We start from the raw sequence: 17442 nt of genomic DNA, 5'->3' as shown, positions 1-17442 counted from the left end.
TCCCCATGTAATAGACAAAGTACATAAGGCAATATTCTCATTGCAATTAAACGTTCAACAATCATCTTTTTCCAGGAAATATCTCATAATGTGATATTATTGTTGTCGCCATGCACATTAAGATACGAGATAAAAATCTTTTCCCCCATTATCACTTTTAAAATCCTGCCGTAAAGATATGGTATTTTAAAAATTTTTCCAAATATTTTGAGTACACAAAATACACAGGGTGTTTTCACGATAAAAGATAACAACCTGATAATCAAGGGTCACAATAGCAAAGTACATTTTTTACACACCCTTGTTTTTATATGTGTTTTCCAAATTTATGACAGAACAAGAATGAATAAACGTGAAAAAGAAATGGCAAATTCATTTATCTCAAACAATTTTATTTCAGCCGCCAGATATTCGCATCAAGAGTTTTCGCACCCTTTGTCTTAAACAACCGACTGTTAATCTTAGCGCGCGTATTGGACAAATTCTGCGTTTTTATATCCAACAGTACAGCTATCTCCGACGGAAAGAAGCGATACTTTATCAGTATACATATTATCCGTTCTTTATATGTGAGTCGCAAAGAAATATCATTTATAGCCTTCATAAAGTCCGGTAACTCTTTTTCTACCATGAGATGTAGCATTTCTATATTATCAGTCGAAGCTACTTCTCCTTTCACGGCTTTCTCATGCAAATCAAGAACAACGGCAGCCAAATCTACCGTACTGTTATTGCCAGAAGATTGAACAGTATCGCTTTCTTTCCTGTATAATATCAACTTAGACTTGAGTTCTTGAATTTCCTCTTCCTTCTCTTTCCTGTACCGTTCATTAATCACACGCGTTTTCGACAATGTCTTAGATGCGTTGCCATACATTGACACTATACCTGCATACTTTTTATTAACTTTCCTAAATGCCTGTATAAACTTGCGTTTTTTTATCTTATTATATTGATATAACACATATAGAACTATAATAGTCAAACAAACAGCAATGAACAAAGACATATACCCTCTTGCCTCACGTGCATTGGCGCCCATCTCATCCTGCGCCATATCATAATCATACAACGCTTGCATACGACCAACCTCTTCCGACAAACGAATTGCCGCAGAAGAATCATTCATCGCACAGTACAAACGGGCATACTTAGACACCGAATCCGCTATTCCGCGCGACACATAAAAATCCATCATTACACGATACATCGCTTCGGCATACATTATATTGCCAACAAAAGGCCGCAGTTTATTAAAATAAACACATAGCGAAAAAGTAAATTAGAGCAAAGCGTAGCGAATTGGCTGATAGAGCGTTCGTTACGCTTTGTTTTTCTATGGGGCAGAGCCAACGAAATACCACCTCGAAGCCAAACGGTGCAGAAGTTCAGTTACCACCTCGTTACTCCCGTAACGGGTGCAAATTTCTTGCTAAAAGGTTCTTTTTCTGCGTTTTGCGTTGATTTACATAACTGTCGGTAACTCACTAAGAACTAATTTTGTAACCAAAAAAAGGAGTGAGTTATGCGTAGTACATTCAAGGTATTATTTTACGTGAAGAAAGGCAGCGAGAAGCCTAACGGCAACCTGCCTCTGATGTGCCGTATCACGGTGGACGGCGAGATTAAACAGTTCAGTTGCAAGATGGACGTTCCCCCACGCTTGTGGGACGTGAAGAACAGCCGTGCTTCGGGCAAGAGCGTCGAAGCGCAGAGAATCAACCTTGCAGTAGATAAAATCCGTGTGGAGGTAAACCGCCGCTATCAAGAGTTAATGCAGACGGACGGTTATGTTACCGCCGCCAAACTCAAAGACGCCTATCTCGGTATCGGCATCAAGCAGGAAACCTTGTTAAAGCTGTTCGAGCAGCACAACGCCGAATTTGAGAAGAAAGTCGGGCACAGCAGGGCAAAGGGAACATTCCAGCGGTATATAACCGTCTGCAAACATCTACATGAGTTTATCCCGCACACCTACAAGCGAGAGGACATTCCGTTAAAGGAACTCAATCTTACTTTCATCAACGATTTCGAGTATTTTTTGCGCACGGAGAAGAAATGCCGCACCAATACCGTGTGGGGCTACATGATTGTGTTGAAACACATCGTTTCGATAGCGAGAAACGACGGGCGTTTGCCGTTCAATCCCTTTGCCGGATATATCAACTCTCCTGAAAACGTGGACAGGGGCTACCTCACCCAAACGGAGATACAGACGCTCATGGACGCACCCATGAAGAACGCCACCCATGAACTTGTACGAGACTTGTTTGTCTTTTCTGTGTTCACGGGTTTGGCGTATTCGGACGTGAAGAACCTCACCACCGACCGCCTGCAAACATTCTTCGACGGCAATCTTTGGATAATCACCCGAAGAAAGAAGACCAACACCGAATCGAACATCCGCCTTTTGGACGTTCCCAAACGTATCATCGAAAAGTACAAGGGACTGGCAAGGGACGGTCATGTTTTCCCCGTTCCGAGTAACGGAAGTTGCAACAAGATACTTAAAGAGATAGGCAGACAATGTGGTTTCAAGGTACGTTTGACCTACCATGTGGCACGCCACACGAACGCTACGACCGTACTTTTATCGCACGGTGTACCCATCGAAACGGTGAGCCGTCTTTTAGGGCATACCAACATAAAGACCACCCAAATTTACGCCAAAATCACCGCCCAGAAGATAAGCCAAGACATGGAAACCTTGTCGCACAAGTTGGAAGATATGGAGAAGAATATCTGCCGAGCCATCTAATTAAAAACAGAATACCGATGAAAGAAGAAAGGAATATTATCACGATGGACGAGCAGGGCAATATCTTCCTGCCGAGCGATATAGGTGCAATCGCCATGACCGAGTGGGAAATCTGCGAACTGTTCGGGGTTATCGCCCCGACGGTTCGGGCAGGGATAAAGGCACTCTGCAAAAGCGGAGTTTTGAGTATATATGACATAAAGCGCATTATCTGCATATCGGACAGATACAGCATAGAGGTTTACAACCTTGAAACGATAGCCACCCTCGCTTTCCGTATCGAATCGTTCGGGGCGGCGAAAGTCCGCAAAGTGTTGTTGGAGAGGATTATGCACGGGCGAAAAGAAAAAACGACGGTGTTCGTGTCGGTTGTTTCGGACGGCAAGCCCAACAGCCGTTGGAAAGCATGATGATATACCAACATATCAACATACCAACATGCAAACGTACCAGCATACCAGCATGCAAACATGCAAACCTATCACTATGGTGATATATATTGCAGGTTCTATTCCTCTTTTCAGAGGAAAGCGGAGCAATCATTTCCGTTTACAAAGGCAAAGCAAGCACGGGGCTTTATGTCGGCTAAAAGGTCAGGCGGCTGCGCCGTTTCCCGATAAATCTTCCTCTCGCTTCGCTGCGAGCGTATTTATCGGGAAAACCTTGTATCCGACCGCCCCGTGCAAAAGAGCCTTTGAAAACGGAAACGACCGCCCCGCCGCCCACCACCGACCGAAAGGGAAAAATAATAAGGTGGGGTTATACGGGTAAGCAGACGGCAGGGACAGCCATAGCCGAAAGGCAGACGGGCAGACGGACGACACGCCGCAGGGTATTTACGGAGAAAATACCGTAGCTTATTAGGGAATTTTCCGAGCCGCAATACTACGTATCGCTGAAAATTCCCCAATAAGGCAAGGGGCAAGCCCCTCTGCACACCCCATCGGGGACGGCATTTGCCGCCCCCGAAGATACAAAAAATCATTGTTTCACAAGCCAAAAAAGAAAGGAAGAATATATGGGTTTCGTAGTTTTACACATGGAAAAGGCGCACGGCAGCGACAGCGGAACGACCGCACATATCGAGCGTTTCATCATACCGAAGAACGCCGACCCCACACGCACACACCTAAACCGCAGGCTCATCGAATACCCCGACGGGGTGAAAGACCGTTCGGCGGCTATACAGCAGAGATTAGAAGAAGCGGGGCTGACACGCAAAATCGGAAGCAACCAAGTACGGGCTATCCGCATCAACGTGTCGGGAACGCACGAGGATATGAAGCGGATAGAGGAAGAGGGGCGTTTGGACGAGTGGTGCGCCGACAATCTGAAATACTTCGCCGACACGTTCGGAAAGGAGAACATCGTGGCGGCTCACCTGCACAGGGACGAGGAAACGCCGCACATACACGTTACGCTCGTCCCCATCGTCAAGGGAGAGCGAAAGCGCAGGAAAAGGGAGGAACAGGCGAAGAAGCGATACCGCAAGAAGCCGACCGACACCGTGAGGCTGTGCGCAGACGATATTATGACACGGCTGAAATTAAAATCCTATCAAGATACCTATGCCGAAGCGATGGCGAAATACGGGCTGCAAAGGGGCATAGACGGCTCGAAGGCTCGCCACAAGTCCACGCAGCAGTATTATCGGGATATACAGAAACTCGCCGACAATCTCAAAGCGGAAGTGGTGGACTTGCAGCAGCAGAAAGAAATGGCACGGGAGGAACTAAGACGGACGAAAAAAGAAATACAGACCGAGAAGCTGAAAGGGGCGGCAACCACCGCAGCCGCCAACATCGCCGAGAGCGTCGGTTCTCTTTTCGGCAGTAACAAGGTCAAGACGCTGGAAAGGGAGAACACCGCCCTACATAGGGAGGTAGCCGACCACGAGGAAACCATCGAAGCCCTGCAAGACAGAATACAGACCATGCAGGCAGACCACAGCAGGGAGATACGGGAAATGCAGCAAAAGCACGGCAGGGAGATAGCAGACAAGGACACAAGGCACAAGCAGGAAATATCGTTTCTGAAAACGGTAATCGCAAGGGCGGCGGCATGGTTTCCCTATTTCCGTGAAATGCTCCGTATCGAAAACCTCTGCCGCCTTGTGGGATTCGATGAAAGGCAGACCGCAACGCTCGTCAAGGGAAAGCCGTTGGAGTATGCGGGGGAACTCTACTCGGAGGAACACGGACGGAAATTCACGACCGAAAAGGCAGGGTTTCAAGTGCTGAAAGACCCCACGGACGGGACGAGACTGGTTCTTGCCATTGACCGAAAGCCCATTGCCGAGTGGTTCAAGGAACAGTTCGAGAAGTTAAGGCAGAACATTCGCCGACCTATACAGCTACAAAGGAAAAACAGAGGAATTTAAGAACGAATAATTAGCTATACCTCAGCAATTGAAATCAAAACAACCAAATTATTGTGGATTCTTATAGGATAAATCAGTAAAAGTAGTACCTTTGTAATTGATATAATAGACTTTATATAAAATGGCTAAGAATAAACTTGTAGTTCCTTTTTTGAAATGGGTTGGAGGAAAAAGACAACTTATTCCAGAAATTAGAAAGATGTTACCCAAAGGGGTAGCGAATCGTCCCTACTATGAGCCATTCATCGGAGGCGGAGCTTTATTTTTTGAACTCCAGCCAAAACAAGCAGTTATAAATGATTATAACGAAGAGTTGATCAATGTTTATACGGTTATAAGGGACAATCCCAATGAACTTATTGAGGATTTAAAGAAACATAAAAATACGTCAGAGTATTTTTATGAAATTCGCTCTATGGATAGGCAACCTCTTTTTAAAAATCTTACCACTATCGAGCGAGCATCACGGATTATATATCTCAATAAAACTTGCTATAATGGATTATATCGGGTTAATAATGCCGGGGAATTTAATTCCCCATTTGGGAAATATAAAAATCCAAATATTGTCAATGAGCCTGTAATTAAGGCGGTAAGTAAATATTTAAATTCTGATCGGATTCAAATATCAAATGGTGATTATGAGGTAATATTGAGAGATATACCAACAAACTCATTTGTGTATTTAGATCCTCCGTATCATCCTATTTCAGAGAGTTCTAATTTTACAGGATACGTGCAAGGTGGATGGAGTGAGAGGGATCAGCTTAGGCTAAGAGATGTTTGTAATAGATTAAATAGCAATGGCATAAAATTTCTCCTATCAAATTCTGCATCTAATTTTATAAAAGAAATTTATGCGGAATACAATATTCATGTAGTACAGGCAAGTCGTGCTATAAATTCAGATTCTTCTAAAAGAGGGCAAGTTGATGAATTTTTAATTAGCAATTATGAGTAAATCCAAAAATGACATAGCATGGGAGAAAATTTTTGAGAAGTATTGCATCTTGGACAAACTTGCCAATAATGAACGTATCTCAATTTCTTCGACAGAAATTAATCAGTTTAGAGAGGCTCGTTTAATGACAAAGTTTGACCATAGATCTCAACTTCCAAAATTGTTTATAGATCATAACTTATCAATATTACCTACATCCAGAGGTACGTATGAAATCGGAAAATTTAAAACTTTTTGTGATTTTAATAAAGATGATATAGAGATAACTCCTATTGACTTTCCAACTTTCTTGGAAAGTATAGATTATAAAGATATTACGAGTGAATCAATAGCTATAAATTGTGCTTTTGTATCTAAGATATTGCATGATTTTACAGGAGAGGAAAATCTGTTACCTACTGTCTCTGGTCGGATGAGTTCTTCAGTCTTTGATTTTACGATTAATTCAGGACAAAACATTTTAAAAATTAATGTTGATAATTCACAAATTGAAATAGACGGAGGGTATGAAGGAGATAGTTCTTTAAATTTGATTGAAGCCAAAAATTATATTTCTGATGATTTTCTGATTCGACAACTATATTATCCATATAGATTATGGAGTAATAAAATAGGGAAACGTGTTCGTCCGATATTCTTGACGTATTCAAATGGTATTTTCCATTTGAGAGAATATGAATTTGTTACACCTGAATTATATAATTCTATCCGATTAATACAACATAAAAAATATGCAGTTCAAGAAGGAGGAATTAATGTTGAGAATATACAGAATATTTTGGATAGTATTCAAGTTGTAAAAGAACCTGAGTTGCCTTTCCCTCAAGCAGATAGCTTTGAACGAGTAATTAATCTTTGCGAGCTATTAAAACAAAAAGGATTTATTTGCAAAGATGATATTACGCAAAATTATGATTTTGATCACAGACAAACCGATTATTATTCAAATGCGGCAAAGTATTTAGGATTAGTAGAGGTTGTTCGTGAGAATCAACAAATAGGGTGCATTCTAACTCGTGATGGCTCTCGTATATTTAATCTGCCCATTATTGAACGGCAATTGGAATTTGTAAAACTTATATTGGCACATACGGCATTTCAAAACACCTTGAAACTGTATTTTGATAAAGGCAATGTTCCAACAAAGGGCGAGGTCGTTGAAATAATGAAAAGTGCAAAATTGTATAATATTGATTCTGAACAAACATATAAACGAAGGGCATCTACTGTTATATCTTGGATAAATTGGATATTAGAACTAATAGAGTAATAATTTAAAGAATAAGAATTATGGCTTGTGAAAAACAACATCGTTATGATCCTCAGTACAATAATTTACCTGTCGATCAAGGTGGGGCAGGAAGACATCGTTGTGCAGGATGTGCTTATGAGAGAGGGTATGAAGATGGACTAAATCGTAAAGAAAAATTAGATTTGGACTTAGATTCATTACCAGAGAGTCAAGCTGGAACAGTTAGGCATAAAAGCCCACATGCAGCTTATGCTGCTGGTTATTTAGCTGGAGTAGAAGATTCTTATAAGTAAATACCTGTTCCTCCGTTTCAAATAACATCCCCATACGATAAATATATATTGTATGGGGATGAGTAAATTAGAAAAATTGTATATTTGCACTTTATAAAGAGTTATTTGACAGCATAGCACCGCAAATCGTTGAAATTCGCACGGTTGCTAACTCGTTACCACTATTTCTCAAATAATTTGCTAAAAGTTTATTCCTCAATTGGTTAAGTCAAACCATTGAAAATCTAAAATAATAAAATGCGGAATCCGATTTTCCTATACCTTGATAATACCTGCCCTTCACATCATAATAAAACTCCTTTCCATGTGACATATCACCTTTATCATCAAACAAGCCGGCCTCTTTCTCAAATATAGCCATATACTTTCGGGCCTCATCATATTGCCCACCATTCAAATATACATAAATAACCGTAGGGAGTGATTTCGCCGCATAATCATCATAACCGAACTTTTTAAAATATCGGTAAACTTTCTTGCTTATGCTTATCACAGAGTCTTCATTATTCATGGCATAGTAAGCATCCGCCATATAGCTATAAGCCTGCAAGGCCAAGATGGTATCTTTAGCTTTCCACGCCGCTTTGGCCGCAAGACGTTCCTGTTCCAATCCATATAAAGGACAATCCGATAAGTTTAACACACGTGCCATCTGCCCATATACGCGGCTAAGGGTAAGCCAATCGCAGTCGGCGCTCGCAGTATCAGCCATTTCAACAGCGTCACGATAACATCCGATGGCCCGCGGGGCATCACCCAAATCACGGTATACGCAGCCGAGAAGATAACGGGCGAGCATTCGCTCATTGCGGTTGCCGTGACTGTCGTAATAAGAGACAAGCTCTTTTACCGTGCTGTCAGACGTGAACACACGCACGTCTGACTTGCCCAACGCTTTGGCCTTCAGCAACTCATAGCGCATACGCTGAGATTTCGGACAATCAGCGACCATGTTCCCGGCCGATTCTATCAGAATATAGGATGAGTCGGCATGCCCGTCCGCCAGCAGCGAGTCGGCACGGTCGAGAACAGCAGCCATCTTTGCGTTGTCGCTACAAGCGGCACAAGCCGCCAAGGCTGCCAATATTATAATAAGGTGTGATACTCCGTGTGCAAACATGTTCATGGTTTATCTTGGTTTATATTATTAAGCACGCAAAGGTCAATGATGAAAAAGGCTGCCCGCCAAGCATATACACTGATCAGTATGCAAAAATAGTAAAAATAAACGAAAAAATATATTTACACCCCAAAAAACACTCCGATTTATATCACATTGATAAAGTAAACAATCAATCATTGTCCGAAACACGCCTGTTTTCTTATATTGGGGATTACCTCCCCTCTCCCCCAAAAACAACACTTGTAAAGCGCTATCTGGACATCCGCTCTCCATGCACGCACTCAGGCTATGAATAATATTTACAAAAATACTCTCAAAACTCGCCCGTTTAAAAATTAAAATCCCGAGGCCGAAAATAAGCCAATTTTGAGCTTGTTCGCACAAACACCTGTGTATCAATACGATACGCCCATCATACCTACAATCCACGCCCAACAGTCCTCATCCACCTTTCCGAGTTTTTCCGTTTAGCGTCCCGTTGCATTGCATTTAGAAGCCAAACGGAAGACAACGGGACGCTAAACGCAACGCGACAAGCAACCGATCGCACTCCAACAGGATGCCCGTCGCAGAAAAAAGCCGCTTTCCGCCGGATGGCGGAAAGCGGCATATCGCATCGCATATAGCGGTGTGTATCGCCTTCGTATTCTATTTCGACGAAAAACGAAGTGTTAAATCCATGACTTTATAATTACAAGTTACGGAACGATGGAGAAAGCACTGTTCCGCACTATAAGGTAATCATATATCCGAGTCCATCACCCGGTGCCAAGGCTTATAACCGATCAGGCCTCTCCCTTACCCACGTTAAACGGGGCGATGGTGCGCGGCTCCTGATTCGGTATTTTTATCTGTCCGAACTCACGCTCATAGCGCACTATATTCTCTTGCAGAGCCATGAGCAGGCGCTTTGCGTGCTCCGGAGCAAGAATGACACGGCTGCGCACCTGTGCTTTCGGCACTCCCGGAAGCACCCGGGCGAAGTCGAGCACGAAATCGCTGCTCGAATGTGTTATGATGGCAAAGTTCGCATATTCTCCCTGTGCTATCTCCTGCGGCAGTTCCACCTGAAACTGGCCTTGCTGTTTGTTCTCGTTTTCACTCATAATCGTTTGTTTTTTTATTTGGTTAATGATTTGTTTTTCTTCCGCCGCCATGCCCCATACCCGATACGGCCATACCGATGCCAATCCGTCGATATATCACACGACATTAACAAAGATACCCCAATCCGCAACCTGCGGACGCACACTTCAAGTCACCGGATCGCAGCCTGTATTATGCAAAGATAATACTTTTTCCGAGAAAACAAAGCATTATGACAACAAAATCACATCAATCCCCATCATCAATCCTGGCGCTCAGGTCCCCGACAACAGGTCTATCGGGGCAAGATACAACCGTGGCATCTCCAAGCTTTGTACCATCTCACTCCCAACCCATCACAAAGAAAGACAGTTCCTGCTCCCGGCGACAGCCACCATGCGATGGCGGGCTGCCTTGGCATTTTTCCGCCTGAACACCAAAAAACTTACAATAATAAAACGGTATATAAAAGATTTCACTATCTTTGCCACTGTGAACCCGGTGGTCTGTCAGAACACATTGTATACTTACATTCGATACAGAACCGCAACAAATACCGCCGGCCACCTTTAACCGCCATCGAAATAACATAACGACAACCACATTGATGAAAAACCTTACAGTATCACTATTATTATTTTGCCCGGCCCTATGTCAGGCACAAACGGGAATACGGTACGCCCAAAACAAGTTCAGGGCAGGTGACGAGCTGACAAAGCATCAGATCGCATACAAAGAACCCGGACGAAGCGGGATACACGTACTGTGGGATCTCGGAGAGACGGAACCGGCAAACGAAAACTACGAACTGAGCTACACGGAAGACGAAAGCCATAAAGACAGTCTCATCATCGGCACGGAACATCGAACCATGTATTATTATCACACGACCGATAACTCGTTGACACTTAACGGCTTTGAGAACAACACCACAAAAGTGAGCTATGACATGCCCGAAGTACTTCTTAAATTCCCGATGTCGTACGGCGACTCAATATCGGGTTGCTTTCATGGCACGGGAACCTACTGCGACAAGGTGGCCTTGCGCACTTTCGGACGATATGTGACAAAAGCCGACGCTGCCGGAATGCTGATACTGCCGGATGGAGACACAATAAGAAACGTGCTCCGCATACACACGGAACGAAGCGTATACGGAGAATATTTCCACATAGACAGCCTGAAAACGATATCCAAGCACCCGTATTCCGCCGAGCGGATAGACAAACAAGGCGATAAATGCCAGACTGTCATCAGAAACGATGTATACAGATGGTACGCCCAGGGATATAGGTATCCGATATTGGAAACACTGCAAACCCATACTGATGAGGATGGCATCGAGAACCGTTTCACAACGGCTTTCTATTACCCGCCGTCGGAACAAAACAATCTTGAATACGACAGCGAGAACAGAGAGATACAAGAACGTCTCATACTGCATGGCGGCGACTTCCGCAATCCGTTATCGGGCAATGCCGGATTCACATACAACGCATATATTTCAGATGACGGCGTCATACGCTTTGAATACGGCATATCGTCAGAAGCCGAAATATCATACGCCATTTACACGCCTGACGGGAAAACCTTATATGACAGCGGCACGAAACGACACGCTGGCGGTGTATACAAAGAACAATTCAACACCGCCGGATACGCCAAGGGCGTGTATCTGATAAACATCCGGGTAAACGACAACAGGTATGCCGAAAAGATATTATTAAAATGAGAATCCCTACATCCGTACAATAAACTTATATATCATGAAGACGATAAGAACTGCCCTGTATCTGATAATAGTGTTATCGGCAAGTGTCGCAAAAGCACAACTGACGCCATTGAAAAACATACAGTCACCGGAAATCGCCAACCTCGGACTTTACGGCATCATACCTGTGAGCCACTACACCGGAATACCGGAAATATCGGTTCCGCTATATGACATAAACGTAGGGGATTACAGTATGCCGCTATCCGCAAACTATCATTTGGCCGCGGTAAAGCCTGATATGCAGCCCGGTTGTCTCGGTATGGGCTGGAGCCTTATGGCAGGAGGATATATCACCCGTACCGTTCGATGTATATGTGACGAGATGTGCGGCTCGAACAATATAGGGCACGGATTTTACTATCATGCCACAAAGATGAAAAACATATCCAACAGCACTTTCGACCAAATGACAAAAACCAAATTGCGCGGCAACGACTACTTTGAACTTACAGCCGACGAGTTCTCTTTCTCGTTTTGCGGATACTCAGGTACTTTTTATTATAATGAGGATGGCGGTTGGACCGTTATCTCCGACGATGATATAAAAGTGGAGTTCGACCCGACATTAGGAAATGGTTTCATCGACCTTAAAACATTGGAGACGCGCTTCAAGACCACGGGCTGGAACACGAGATCCGATTATAACAGGTTTTTCAATAAGTTCACGCTTGTCACACCGGACGGATGCAGATACGAATTCGGCGGACTTGACGCGACTGAATTCAGCACACCATATTATGCGCGAGCTACCAATGGACTCACCGCAACCACCTGGCGGCTGAAAAGAATAACGACAGTCGACAAGCATGTGATAGAGTTTAAATACGACACGTCTTCCATCATGTGCGACCTGCGCTATATGCCGCTATACAGAAAGTTATACAATGTATCGCAAGTTCCTTCCGACCCACTCATAAAAGGTCGGCAAGCCTTCACCGGATTTCTTCTTTTTCCGGCAAATCTCGTATCAATAACCACTCCCAACGAGACTCTGACTTTCAGTTATAATAAAGAAAACAATTACGGTGACAGATTTTTTCAAACTGTTTACGCCCTATATTGGAAAAATTCCGGATTCACGAGACCATCCCCTTATTCAAGCAACATCGAAGACCCTGCCCTACAATTTCTGGTTTTTATCAACGTCGGACAGCAAAGCAGTGAGAATGCCACCCGCCAGGCGATAGCGAACAAACTCACTCACTGTATTCTCGACAAGATCACAATCAAAGGCAGATATTCAGATACGTCCGGATATGTATATTTCGGGTATTCGGGAGGGAACCATGAAGAGAGATTGAAACTCGCGAGCGTCGCATTCTCGGCAGATCAGCCCCGGCTGGCAGGGAACGGCGACAAACAATACGGAACAGGCATGTCCGATGACATGCCGGTATACAAGTTCAGATATAACAAGAATAAAGAGCGCAACGGGGCCAATATCATGCCATACAGATATTCAATGGCTTACACAGACTCGTGGGGATATTGCCATGGCGGGGAAGTAACGCTGTCAGCCACCCCGTCTTTCTCGAAAGTTTTACCGGATCTTGAATGTACCACGGCAGAGACCCTCTCCGGAATAACATATCCGACGGGAGGCCGTACACAATTCGAATACGAACTGCACGACTACTCCAAGCAAGTGAATGACGACCACTGCACAATCACAACCAAAAAATACAACTCCACATCGGGCGGCTTGCGCGTGGCGACAATAAAGAATCTTGATGAAGATGGCAACATCACAGAAACAAAAAAGTATTATTACTCCGAAAATAAAGATAACGGGGCGACAAGCAGCGGCATATCTGCCGGAGCTCCAGTGACAAGCACTTCTTTCAAAGCCGGAGACGCTATATTGGAACTCAAATCGCAAGGAGGATATTTCCCGTCGGTAACAAATCTCAATACACCCGACGTGGGATACTCATGCGTGATAGAAGAGACCCTTGACAAAAAACGGAGAGTCCCTGGGATATGTAAAATACAGATACAGCAATTACGACACGGACATTTTCGGTGAGACTCACGGCAACGAGCAATACACACATACTACTGCCGGAGGCGGCTCCTCACCTTTGGCTATATATACAAGCATGTCTACGGAAAGAGGAAAACTCATGTCGGAAGAGTATTATGACGCGACAAACAAACTGATACGGAAGACAAACATAAAATACAAAAGGACACCGGAGACTCCCATGAAAACCGCATACCAGCAGGAAGTGACATTCAATCACGACCCATACAACGTTATGATAAGCCAGGTGGGATGGCTCGCAAACACCCTGACATGCAGTTACCTGAAAACATTCGCCAAAGACACGACCTATTCCGAAATATCCAACCTGTCTTTCAATACTGAAAGCCACTACACCTACAATGCGGCGAAATTACCCGCACAAGAGCTTACATATACAAGTAAAGGAAACGCAAGAACAATCAGCTACAAATATTCATCTGATGACAAGACAATGTACAACCGGCTGGACAACATGCACATCTTGTCTGCAATCGTAGAAAAAAAGACCAAGGAAATGAACAGTGTCGAAACTGAGACATACGACTATTCATTTACCGGAAACGGCATACCATATATCAGCAAAATAACCACATCGTGGAATAACAGCGCCGCAAAAAGAACTGACTATCAGGTGAATGTCGTCAATGCTTACGGCAAACCGACAGAAATTGTCCGCAACGGCATGACTTCAGCTTTGTTTTGGGGATTTAACGGTCAAAAGCTGCTTGCAAAAATAGACAATTGCACATTAGCCAAGGCAGAAGAGGTCTTAGGAGATGAACGTCATTACTCTTCATGTATGGATTGTTCCCAAATACCATTCGACAATTTCAGTTATCGTCATGATTTAAACAACTCACTTTCCCACTTATACATGTATAATGCTGACATGAGGCTGGTTGCCGAAATTTTTCCTAACGGACTGTCACAACTATATAAGTATGATACAATGGGACGACTCCGTGAAAAGTATTATTACGAGACATTGGATGATGAGCCATGGGATTTGAAACATGTGCTGAACCGTTATGACTATTACTATAAAAAATAAAAGTATTACATCATGCCAAAAACAAACATAAGATACATCCTGTCGCTCATAGCGGCGATATTCGCCATAAGCGCACCCGGACAGACGGATGATTACGGTTATGAATTCATGCCTGTCGAAGATAACGCGCCTATAATGAAGCTGCCGGCAGACACCACACGAAACTGTGTCGTGACGTTCACAGCGACGACGGGCGACGGAAACGGCGGGACACTGAGCGCCACTTACTATGACGGACTGGGAAGGATAAGGGAGGAAGTACACACAGGTATCACGCCGAAGAAGAACGACATCGTAACCTTCCACGAATACAACTCGCTCGAAAGAAAAGCATGGCAGGGCATCCCGGTTGCCACGGCATCGGAAGGGACAGGATGCAGGACTAAAGACAAATATCTTGAAGCGGCCATTCAAACAACGGGCGACAACCACCCATATACACAATATTCATACGAAAGGGCGACGCCGGGAAGAACGGTAGCCGTGACAGGGCCGGGAGACGCATGGCACGAGGCCGGCAAAGCCGTGAGATACGCTTACATGGCAAACAGCGGAAACACCGACACGCTGCGATGTCTGCTGCACGAGATAACGGAAGGCCCCGGAGGAATATCCGTAAGGGTGGCGGGAGTATACGCCGACGGAACACTGAGCGTAACAAGAACAGAGAACGAGGACGGACACGCCGCACTGGTGTTTACGGACAGGAGCGGAAGAAAAGTGCTCTCCCGTGCCATTGACCGGGAAGCGGGGACAGCAGCGTATGATACCTACTATGTATATGACGCAGGAGGAAACCTGAGAGCGGTGCTGCCGCCGGAGCTGTCAGCCAACTGCAACTCGGGAACAATCGACAGCGACATGCTCGAAAAATATGCGTACATATACGGATATGACACGAGAAACAGGATGTGCCTGAGAAAAGTTCCCGGAGCCGAGCCGGAACTGTTCATATATGACGCCGCAGACAGGCCCGTGTACCGGCAGGACGGCAAGATGCGGGAAAAAGGTATATGCGAGTTCACGGCATACGACGTGTTCGGAAGGGAATGCGTCACGGGAGTGTGCTCGTACAGCTTTCCGGCAGACACGAAGTCGTTTTTCCTCGAAACGGTATGCAAATGCGAGTATACGGGAACGGGAAACGGAACGATGGGATACCGTATCACGGGAATATCAGTGCCGGACGCCACCGCCCTGACGGCAAACTTCTACGACAGATACACATTCGCCGAAGGGAACGGGATACTGGACTACAACGAGGAGGACGGATACGGACGGATATACTCAAAGGCGTTGGGATGGAAGACGGGAACTGTCATCGCAAGACTGTCGGCTTCCGATAAGGTATACTCATACGACTCTACGGCCATATACTATGACGACAGGGGACGGATAATACAGACAAAGGCCACAAACAACCTCAAAGGATATGAACGGCACTATCATGCATACGACTTCACGGGAAATGAGACCGGACACAAACACACGCATGCGTTCAGGACAGGATATAAGTCGAACGTGGAAGAGGTGTACAACACGACATACGACCATGCGGGAAGGCCGCTCGTCACCACGCTTGCCGTAAACGGAAAAGAACCGATAAAAATAGCGGACAGGGAATATGACGAGCGGGGAAGACTGGCTGCCGACCGCAAGAACGGACTTCCGACATTAAAAACCGGGTATGAATACAACATACGGTCATGGCCGGTGAAAATCGGAACGGGCACAAGATATGTCAGACTGACATACGAACAACCGGGAGCGGGAATAAAGCCGAGGTACGGGGGAGACATAGCGGCAATGCAATGGACGGTAAACAGTCAGTACCAGTTCCAGTATTGCTTCATGTATGACGGACTGGCGAGACTGACCGGAGCAAAATATTGGGAGAAAGAGTCTTACACAGGAAGATACGATACGGAATACTCATACGACGGGAACGGAAACATCACCGTCATAAAACGCAAAGGAGTAGTATCAAACATCGGGGCGAGGTATACAGACAAAATATCGGTCGTATACGACGGGAACAGGCCGGTGAAGGCGACAAACCAAGTAAAAGGAGCATATAAAAAAGGACTCATGCGGTTCCTTGACCTGGCTGACGAGGATACGGAATACGGATATGATGCCAACGGAAACATGGTCATGGACCAGAACAAGGGCATCACAGCCATGTCATACAACGTGACAAACAGGCCGGCAAAAATAGAACTCGACAGCGGAAAGAGCGTATCATACACATACAGAGCCGACGGGGAAAAACTATGCGCAACATACGTGCTCGACCTGCCGTACATAATATACCCGGCAACGACAATGATGATGACGGACGGGGAAAGGCTTCCAAACGGGGCTATCCCACCGGGAACACTGCCAACAGAACCGATATATCCGGGAATAAGAGACTCACTGATTACAGAACCCGACATACCCATAACGACACCATACGGTGTAAGGCGGATCGACTATTGCGGAAACGTGATATATGACAATTACAGACTCGACAAAGTACTCTTTGACGGAGGGTACGTCACTTTCACCAACAAGATACCCGTATATCATTTCTACCAGAAAGACCATCTCGGAAACGTCAGGATAGTGTTCAACCAGGACGGGACGGTGGAGCAGACAAACCAGTACTATCCGTTCGGAGCATTGTTCCTCAACGACAAAGACGACGAGGTACAAAGGTATAAGTATAACGGCAAGGAACTCGACAGGCTGCTCGG

Annotated in this window: 15 protein-coding genes; 12 read left to right on the top strand and 3 right to left on the bottom strand. The window is 44.9% G+C overall.

Features of this window, described 5'->3' with window-relative positions; genetic code table 11:
• Positions 1-391 precede the first annotated feature (391 nt).
• The gene (locus MoGM_RS01025; RefSeq protein ID WP_146078606.1) at positions 392-1198 is read right to left on the bottom strand and encodes a hypothetical protein; all 807 of its coding nucleotides are present in this window, start codon (positions 1196-1198) and stop codon (positions 392-394) included.
• Positions 1199-1525: 327 nt separating this feature from the next.
• Here MoGM_RS01025 and MoGM_RS01020 point away from each other — a divergent pair, with 327 nt between their 5' ends.
• From MoGM_RS01020 to MoGM_RS00990, 7 genes are all read left to right on the top strand, one after another.
• Complete coding sequence (locus tag MoGM_RS01020; protein WP_104368367.1) at positions 1526-2758, top strand: site-specific integrase; 1233 nt, start codon at positions 1526-1528, stop codon at positions 2756-2758.
• 17 nt (positions 2759-2775) lie between these two features.
• A complete protein-coding gene (locus MoGM_RS01015; protein WP_104368366.1) occupies positions 2776-3168 on the top strand; it encodes a hypothetical protein in 393 nt (130 codons plus the stop codon).
• Positions 3169-3452: 284 nt separating this feature from the next.
• On the top strand, positions 3453-3614 hold the full coding sequence (locus tag MoGM_RS12910; protein ID WP_158249535.1) for a hypothetical protein: 162 nt from the start codon (positions 3453-3455) through the stop codon (positions 3612-3614).
• A 162-nt stretch (positions 3615-3776) separates the two neighbouring features.
• Complete coding sequence (gene mobV, locus MoGM_RS01005; protein WP_104368365.1) at positions 3777-5138, top strand: MobV family relaxase; 1362 nt, start codon at positions 3777-3779, stop codon at positions 5136-5138.
• Positions 5139-5259: 121 nt separating this feature from the next.
• Positions 5260-6099 carry a DNA adenine methylase gene (locus MoGM_RS01000; RefSeq protein ID WP_005866997.1) on the top strand — a complete coding sequence of 280 codons (840 nt, stop codon included), beginning with the start codon at positions 5260-5262 and terminating at the stop codon, positions 6097-6099.
• Positions 6092-7369, top strand: a complete 1278-nt coding sequence (locus tag MoGM_RS00995; protein WP_005866996.1) for a hypothetical protein — start codon at positions 6092-6094, stop codon at positions 7367-7369. Before MoGM_RS01000 ends, MoGM_RS00995 begins: the two co-directional genes overlap by 8 nt.
• Before the next feature lie 20 nt (positions 7370-7389).
• Entirely contained in the window at positions 7390-7644 is a 255-nt protein-coding gene (locus MoGM_RS00990) for a hypothetical protein (protein ID WP_005866995.1), read from the top strand.
• 208 nt (positions 7645-7852) lie between these two features.
• On the opposite strand, the gene MoGM_RS13250 is transcribed toward MoGM_RS00990, so the two are convergent.
• A complete protein-coding gene (locus tag MoGM_RS13250) occupies positions 7853-8770 on the bottom strand; it encodes a hypothetical protein (RefSeq protein ID WP_233210099.1) in 918 nt (305 codons plus the stop codon).
• Positions 8771-9552: 782 nt separating this feature from the next.
• Positions 9553-9873 (bottom strand): DUF3467 domain-containing protein, encoded by a 321-nt coding sequence (locus tag MoGM_RS00980; protein WP_104368402.1) that lies wholly within the window; start codon positions 9871-9873, stop codon positions 9553-9555.
• A gap of 25 nt (positions 9874-9898) precedes the next feature.
• Here MoGM_RS00980 and MoGM_RS00975 point away from each other — a divergent pair, with 25 nt between their 5' ends.
• The 5 genes from MoGM_RS00975 to MoGM_RS00955 form a co-directional block, all read left to right on the top strand.
• Positions 9899-10426 (top strand): hypothetical protein, encoded by a 528-nt coding sequence (locus MoGM_RS00975; protein WP_146078605.1) that lies wholly within the window; start codon positions 9899-9901, stop codon positions 10424-10426.
• 34 nt (positions 10427-10460) lie between these two features.
• Positions 10461-11585 (top strand): T9SS type A sorting domain-containing protein, encoded by a 1125-nt coding sequence (locus tag MoGM_RS00970; protein ID WP_104368363.1) that lies wholly within the window; start codon positions 10461-10463, stop codon positions 11583-11585.
• Positions 11586-11619: 34 nt separating this feature from the next.
• Complete coding sequence (locus MoGM_RS00965; RefSeq protein ID WP_104368362.1) at positions 11620-13653, top strand: hypothetical protein; 2034 nt, start codon at positions 11620-11622, stop codon at positions 13651-13653.
• Positions 13580-14704: a hypothetical protein gene (locus tag MoGM_RS00960; protein WP_104368361.1), complete on the top strand. Its 1125-nt coding sequence runs from the start codon at positions 13580-13582 to the stop codon at positions 14702-14704. Before MoGM_RS00965 ends, MoGM_RS00960 begins: the two co-directional genes overlap by 74 nt.
• 12 nt (positions 14705-14716) lie before the next feature.
• The coding region (locus MoGM_RS00955) for an RHS repeat domain-containing protein (RefSeq protein WP_233210097.1) at positions 14717-17442 on the top strand (2726 nt) is incomplete at its 3' end.

It is taken from the genome of Prevotella sp. MGM1 (assembly GCF_002933775.1).
Taxonomy (GTDB): domain Bacteria; phylum Bacteroidota; class Bacteroidia; order Bacteroidales; family Bacteroidaceae; genus Prevotella.
This window is presented reverse-complemented; position numbering and strand designations above follow the sequence as displayed.

Excerpts from the sequence above, each read along its gene's own strand:
- mobV (WP_104368365.1), top strand. The coding sequence starts at position 3,777 with ATGGGTTTCGTAGTTTTACACATGGAAAAGGCGCACGGCAGCGACAGC.
- MoGM_RS00995 (WP_005866996.1), top strand. The coding sequence starts at position 6,092 with ATGAGTAAATCCAAAAATGACATAGCATGGGAGAAAATTTTTGAGAAG.
- MoGM_RS01020 (WP_104368367.1), top strand. The coding sequence starts at position 1,526 with ATGCGTAGTACATTCAAGGTATTATTTTACGTGAAGAAAGGCAGCGAG.
- MoGM_RS00975 (WP_146078605.1), top strand. The coding sequence starts at position 9,899 with ATGATTTGTTTTTCTTCCGCCGCCATGCCCCATACCCGATACGGCCAT.
- MoGM_RS00990 (WP_005866995.1), top strand. The coding sequence starts at position 7,390 with ATGGCTTGTGAAAAACAACATCGTTATGATCCTCAGTACAATAATTTA.
- MoGM_RS00965 (WP_104368362.1), top strand. The coding sequence starts at position 11,620 with ATGAAGACGATAAGAACTGCCCTGTATCTGATAATAGTGTTATCGGCA.
- MoGM_RS00970 (WP_104368363.1), top strand. The coding sequence starts at position 10,461 with ATGAAAAACCTTACAGTATCACTATTATTATTTTGCCCGGCCCTATGT.
- MoGM_RS01000 (WP_005866997.1), top strand. The coding sequence starts at position 5,260 with ATGGCTAAGAATAAACTTGTAGTTCCTTTTTTGAAATGGGTTGGAGGA.
- MoGM_RS01025 (WP_146078606.1), bottom strand. The coding sequence starts at position 1,198 with ATGATGGATTTTTATGTGTCGCGCGGAATAGCGGATTCGGTGTCTAAG.
- MoGM_RS13250 (WP_233210099.1), bottom strand. The coding sequence starts at position 8,770 with ATGAACATGTTTGCACACGGAGTATCACACCTTATTATAATATTGGCA.
- MoGM_RS01015 (WP_104368366.1), top strand. The coding sequence starts at position 2,776 with ATGAAAGAAGAAAGGAATATTATCACGATGGACGAGCAGGGCAATATC.
- MoGM_RS00980 (WP_104368402.1), bottom strand. The coding sequence starts at position 9,873 with ATGAGTGAAAACGAGAACAAACAGCAAGGCCAGTTTCAGGTGGAACTG.